Source organism: Deltaproteobacteria bacterium, assembly GCA_003696105.1.
Taxonomy (GTDB): domain Bacteria; phylum Myxococcota_A; class Polyangia; order Haliangiales; family J016; genus J016.
Map to the genome: position 1 here is coordinate 1 of RFGE01000008.1, position 5,919 is coordinate 5,919.

Genomic DNA, 5,919 nt, shown 5'->3' on the forward strand with positions numbered 1-5,919 from the left:
ACGGTCGTGAGCGACGCATCGAACTGGCAGGTCGATCGCGTCGCCACCCCGCGCGTCGACCGGCGCGAACAGGAGCGCACGCGCTCGGTCCAGTAGTCCTTGTCGAAATCGAGCGTCGCCTGCGGCTGAACGAATGTGACCGGGGCTTCGTGCGAGAACACCGGCGGGCGCTTCGACGCATCGGCGCGGATGTTCTCGACCCGCAGCACGTCGCGGTAGCGCCGGGCGGCCTCGCGGTAGCGGCGGTCGGTTTCCAGCCACAGGAAGTGGCGCAGCGCCTTGGGGTCGTCACCGCTGGGGACGCGCGCCTCGCGCTGGATCCCGTCGACGAACGCGAGTTGGTCGTTCGGAATCGGCGTCTGGCTGTCGAGCTGCGGCGACCCGACGCGGACCTCCACGTCGAGCAGCCGCCCCGATTCGTCGTCGTCGCGCAAGAGCGCACCCTCCTCGGCCTCGATGGCGACGACGCGCTTGTCCTGTACCTGGTACGCGATGTAGTAGCCGGGCAGCGCCGCGTCCGCCAGGGCGGCCGCCCACCGGGCGTTCTCGGCCGCCAGCGCGTCGAGCACCGGCGATGCGGCCGACGGCGCGTTCCCGGCGGTCGGGTCGACGCGGTCGACGTCGACGCGCGCCGGCACGGCAGGAAGCTCGACGGTGGCGGCGGCGTCGGCGGGTTGCGCGGCCGCGGGCGCGGGGGCGACCGGCGCGGGCGGGCGGCTCGTGCCCGAGCACGCCAGCGCCGCGCACGCGGTCGCCACGGCCACGCGCGCCGGCAGCGGGGGCCAGCTCGGCGCGGCGGACCCGGCGCGCCGGCGCGGCGGGGACAGCGGACGGCGGCGATCGGTCGCGCCGCGAGCCAGGGCGAACGGTGGCATGGCTCGAACCTAGCTCGAATGGTCCGGCCCCGCCAAGCGATGCGCGGTCGCCCTTCCGTCCCGGTCGTTGCGGCCGCCGCGGTCCGCGGGGACGTCGGGGCGAGCCGGTCCGCTGCTGCCGAGGCCCGCGACGCCCGGCGCGGGCCGGCGCGGCCGGGCGCCGCCGCGGCAGGGCCGTCTCGTGGAGGTCCGGCGCCGGTGGCGCGGCGAGGGCGCAGCAGACGGACGCGATGCCGCGGGCAGGAGCGACTGCTGGCGCAATCTCTGATACCGTCCGGGCGATGGATGTCCCCGCCTACGCCGGCAGTCGCGGGTCGGCATGGAACGCCGGTCCGGGTCCCGGATCGGCCGAGCGGCCGAGCGACACCGGGCTGATCGGTCTCGGGTTGCTTATGCAACTCAGTGGCTCGCTCCTGCTCGCGCTGTACGCGGCGAATGCGTTCGCCGCGGCGCTGGCGGCGTGGTCCAGTCACGGCGCTGGGGCTGGCTGGCTGTTTTGGGCGCACGTCGGGGCGGCCGTACGCGCGGTGTTCCTCCGGCGAGCCGGAACCGCGCTCGTCTATGGCGCGCCGGCCGGGTGGCGGCGCCCGGCACTGCAGTACGTGGCCGTCGGTGCGCTCGAAAGCCTGTGGTCCGTCGTGGTCGTCCGGCACCTGCCCGGTGTGAGCGCCGTCGCCGGCGCCAACGCGGGCTTCGTCGTCCTCGGCGTACTTGCGACGTCGCTCGCGTGGCCGGCGGTCGTGGCGTTCGCGGTCACGCGCCCCCGCTATCGCACCGCACCGGCCGGCCGTGGTGCGGACGGCCGCGACGCCGCGGCCGTGCTCATGACGGTGTTCGGCGCGCTCGGGCTCGTCGGCGCCGCCACGTTGATGTTCGTCGCCGGCTACGCCGTCGTCGCCGAGGGATGGCGGGCGGCGCCCGCCGGCGCCGTCGTCGTGCTCGCCGTGTTGTGCGCTCGGTCGTGGCGGCACGTACGCGCCGGCTACGTCGGGCTCACTCACGGCGCCTACGGGGACGCATTCGCCGACTGGGCCGAGCGCTACGCGTCGTTCGGTGTCGCGTCGTCGCTGCTCGTCGGGGCGGGGCTGTTCGCGGTACTCGGCCCGGCGGGAGGCTCGGGACTCGCGCCGCCGATGATGCTGGGGTTCGGCATCGCCGCCGGGTATGCGTTGCTGGCGTGGCCGCTGATCGTGCGGCGGTTCCTGCGCGATCGTCGCATGGACGTCGCCGTGGGCGACGGCGGGGAATCCTCGGCCGCGCATCCTGCCGACGGCGGCCTCGCCGCGCTCGGGTGGCTCCTGGTCGCGCTCGGCGTCCCGAGCCTCGTCGAGCAGCTCACCGCTTTGCTCTTCGACGGCGGTCAACCCGGTGCGCTTGCCGTGACACCCGTCTTTCCCCAGGCCGAACCGGCGGCGGCCGGAGGAATCGTCGCGTACCTGGAACTCGCGGCCTCCGCCGTGCAGGTGTGGGCGGGCGCGAGTCTCGTGACCGCCAGTCCGCGCCGGCGGAGCGCGGTGATCTGGTACGCCGTCGGGCACCTCGGCGTCGCTGCCTACCTCGTCGTGCGAGCACTCGGATCGCAGCCGTTGCGCGACGTGGTCGCCAACGCATCGCCGAGCACGTGGGTCGCAGTCGCCGCGCCGGTGCTGATTTCCCTCGTGTTGCCGCTCACGACCCTGTGGCTTGCGGTCCTGCGCCGCGACGACTTTGCTGCGGCTCGCGTGGTGCGCGGCGCCGTGCCCCCGGCGTAATCCAGTCCTCCGCCGGCGCAGCGCGGCGGCGGAGCGAGACGGGCGGAGCGCGCGCGGTTTCCCTCGTGCGGGCGGGCGGCCGGCGAGCATCGCCGATCGCGGCAGACCCTGCCGGGAAGTGCCGTTTGCCCGCCCGCGACGCTGACCGAGTTCGCGCCGCCACGGCGTCGACGCGGTCGGGTCGGGGCCGTGGCGCAGGCGCGCATCGGCGCTGGTACGAGCGCCTCCGTGCGGTGCTGCCGCCGGCGGCTCGGCGGCATGCCGCGCCACGCGAGGGGGCGACGGGATCGATCCAGTGCGTTCATGCGCGAGTGCGTCCATGCGGCCGGCAGCCGCTATCGGCACCGCGTCACTCGTCATCGGGATCGGAGCCGAACACGGTCCGTCGCACGAGCGCCCCGAGCGCCGCGAGCGCCCGCTCGCGCGAGATGCCGGTGTCGCCGCGCAGTCCGGCGATGCGGACGGCGTTTTCCACGACCGCCGTGTGGACCACGCGTGCGGTCGCATCGGGATCGGGACACTGGTCGCGCGTCGTGGCCGCGCGGATCAACTCGGCGAGTTTCGCGCACGACGAGTTCTCCATGCGCGCGCGCAGACGGGCGATCTCCGGGTCGCGCAGCGCTGCGCTGGTGAGCACGGCTTCGAGTCGCGGGCTGCGCAGGCACTGATCGATCAACACTTCGAGCGTGTGGTCGATTGTCGCGCGGCGCTGTTTTCCCGCGAGGTTGTCGGCGGACAGTTGGCTCATCACCGCGCGCTCCCCCTCCTCGAGGTAGCGGCGCGCGACCTCGAGGAAGGCCGCCCGCTTGTCGGCGAAGTAGCGGTAGAAGGTACCGACGCTCACGCCGGCGGCGGCCGCGATGTCGGGAGTCTGCGCGTCTTCGAGACCCTTGTCGGCGAAGACTCGGAAGGCCGCGTCGACCAGGGCTTCGTAGGTCCGGCGCGACCGGTCCTGGACGAACTTGCGCGGGGCCGGGGGCGCGACGTCCGGTGAATCTGAATCCACTGTCACTTTTTTATTGACCCTGGGACCACGTGCTGTCAACCTGAAACAGATTTCACTTTTTGGAGGAGCCGCGCCATGTCCCAACCCGCCGCCGTCAACGGCCTCGACATCGAGACGCTCGAAGTCAAGCTCGACACCATCTACAACTGGGGCTACGAGCAGGCGCGGCAGGATCTGCGCCAGCTGTACACCAAGGCGAAACGTCACCAGTGGATCCCCGAGGACACGCTGCCGTGGGACACGGACGTGGACCCGGAGCGGCCCAATGGGCCACCCGAGCTGTTTCCGCTCGCCGGCGCGGACCTCTACACCGCGATGTCGGAGCGGGAGCAGGCGCGCCTCAACCACGAGGTGACGGCGTGGGTCCTGTCGCAGTTTCTGCACGGCGAGCAGGGGGCGCTGCTGGCCACGGCGCAGATCGTCAACGCCGTGCCCGGCTACAGCGCGAAGCTCTACGGCGCGACGCAGGTCGTCGACGAGGCGCGCCACGTCGAGGTCTACGACCGCTACCTGCGCGAGAAGATCGAGATCGTCTACCCGTGCAACCAACACCTCCGCACGCTGCTCGACATCATCTTGAAAGACGGCCGGTGGGACATGAAGTTCCTCGGCATGCAGATCATGGTGGAGGGATTGGCGCTGTCCGCGTTCGCGATGATTCACCAGACGACCACCGAGCCGCTGCTTCGCGAGCTGACGCGCTACGTGATGCAGGATGAGGCGCGGCACGTGGCGTTCGGCGTGCTGTCGCTGCGGTCGTTCTACGACGAGATGCCGGAAGCGGAACGCCGAGACCGCGAGGACTTCGTGTACGAAGCGGCGCGGCTGATGCGAGACCGGTTCCTGTTTCAGGAGGTGTGGGAAAAGACCGGCCTTCCCGTTCAGGAGTGCATGGACATCACGCTGCACAACGAGGGACAGAAGATGTTTCGCGGGCTCCTGTTTTCGAAAATCGTCCCGGCCGTCAAGAAGATCGGGCTGCTGAGCGACACGACCCGACAGCGGTTCGCCGAACTCGGCATCCTCCACTACGAGACGTGGCAAGACCCGGCGGAGGCCGAGCTGGCCGACGTCACCGCCGACGCGCCGGGGTAGCAATGCGTCGCGCGGGCGCGCGGATGCACTGCAACCGGCTACCGCCGGCGCGCCGGACGCGCGTCGCCGGTCACCGGGCGTCGAGCGTCGTCGCGGACTGGAACTGAAGCTGCGCCGCGTGAATCGCGGCGCCCAGGCACACGGCGTGCTCCGGCGGTACACCGGTGCGGACGGGCACGCCGAAGTGTGCGGCGAGGGCCTGGCGCACCGCCGGAATGTAGGTCGTGCCTCCCGACAGGTAGATCGTGGATAGATCGCTGCGCTTCATGTCGAGAAGCTCGAGCGCCTCGTCGCAGGTGGCGAGTGAACGCTCGATCACGGGACGGCATGCGCGCTCGAACGTCGCCCGGTCCACGCGGATGTCGAGGTCGACCATGCCGCGGGCGGATCGCAGCACCTCGGGCACGTGAATGCGGGCCTCGGCGTCGACGGTGAGCGCGCGTTTGGCGCGCTCGCACGCGAACACGAGCTTCTGCCACTCGACCGCCTGTTTGCGCAGGTCGACCTTGTGCATCCGCCAGAACTGGTTGGCGGCTGCCTCGGCGAGCACCGCGTCGAAGTCGTCGCCGCCGAGCCACGTGTCGCCGGCGGTCGCGAGCACCTGAAAGTCGCCGCGCGAGACGTCGACGATCGAGAAGTCGAACGTGCCGCCGCCGAAGTCGTAGACGCCCACGATGCCGCCGAAGTTGGGGTCGAACCGGTTCGCGAGCGCGGCGGCGCTCGGCTCGTCGATCATGGCGAGGACCTCGAGTTGCGCCAACTCGGCCGCGCGGCGGAAGATGCGGGCGCGCTGTTCGTCGAAGCTCACCGGCACGGTCATGACGCAGCGGTGCACCTCGCATCCCAGGTGGGTCTCGGCGACCTTGCGCGCTTGCTCCACGATGTAGGCGCAAAGCTGCGTCACCGCGTACTGCTGTCCCCAGATCTCGACGACGACGGAGCCGTCGGGTCCGGGCACTGTCCGATAGGGCGCCTGGCCGAGGAAGGACTGGATCTCCTTGTCGTCGTACTTGCGCCCGAGCAGGCGCTTGGGCGACGCCACCGTGTGCGCCGGGTCGGTGGCGAGTCGTCGCCTCGCTTCGGCGCCGACGATGATTTCGTGCGCGCTCGGGAACGACACGACCGACGGCCACGACCGGGCGCCGTCGGGCCACGTGAGCACGGTGACCTTCTTGCCGACGACGGCCGCTAC

The 5,919-nt window shown here is 71.6% G+C and carries 5 protein-coding genes; 2 read left to right on the forward strand and 3 right to left on the reverse strand.

The window, feature by feature from the left end:
* Positions 1–875 (reverse strand): hypothetical protein (locus tag D6689_00510; protein ID RMH45189.1); only part of this gene is annotated, 875 nt, incomplete at its 3' end.
* 281 nt (positions 876–1,156) lie between these two features.
* Between D6689_00510 and D6689_00515 the strand changes: the two genes are divergently transcribed.
* Positions 1,157–2,626: a hypothetical protein gene (locus tag D6689_00515; GenBank protein RMH45190.1), complete on the forward strand. Its 1,470-nt coding sequence runs from the start codon at positions 1,157–1,159 to the stop codon at positions 2,624–2,626.
* A gap of 349 nt (positions 2,627–2,975) precedes the next feature.
* Here the strand turns inward: D6689_00515 and D6689_00520 are convergent, their stop codons facing one another.
* The gene (locus D6689_00520) at positions 2,976–3,632 is read right to left on the reverse strand and encodes a TetR/AcrR family transcriptional regulator (GenBank protein ID RMH45191.1); all 657 of its coding nucleotides are present in this window, start codon (positions 3,630–3,632) and stop codon (positions 2,976–2,978) included.
* A 75-nt stretch (positions 3,633–3,707) separates the two neighbouring features.
* On the opposite strand from D6689_00520, the gene D6689_00525 reads away from it, so the two are divergent.
* Complete coding sequence (locus tag D6689_00525) at positions 3,708–4,727, forward strand: ferritin-like domain-containing protein (GenBank protein RMH45192.1); 1,020 nt, start codon at positions 3,708–3,710, stop codon at positions 4,725–4,727.
* 70 nt (positions 4,728–4,797) lie between these two features.
* Here D6689_00525 and D6689_00530 read toward each other — a convergent pair.
* On the reverse strand, positions 4,798–5,919 hold a 1,122-nt coding region (locus tag D6689_00530; GenBank protein RMH45193.1), incomplete at its 5' end, for an Hsp70 family protein.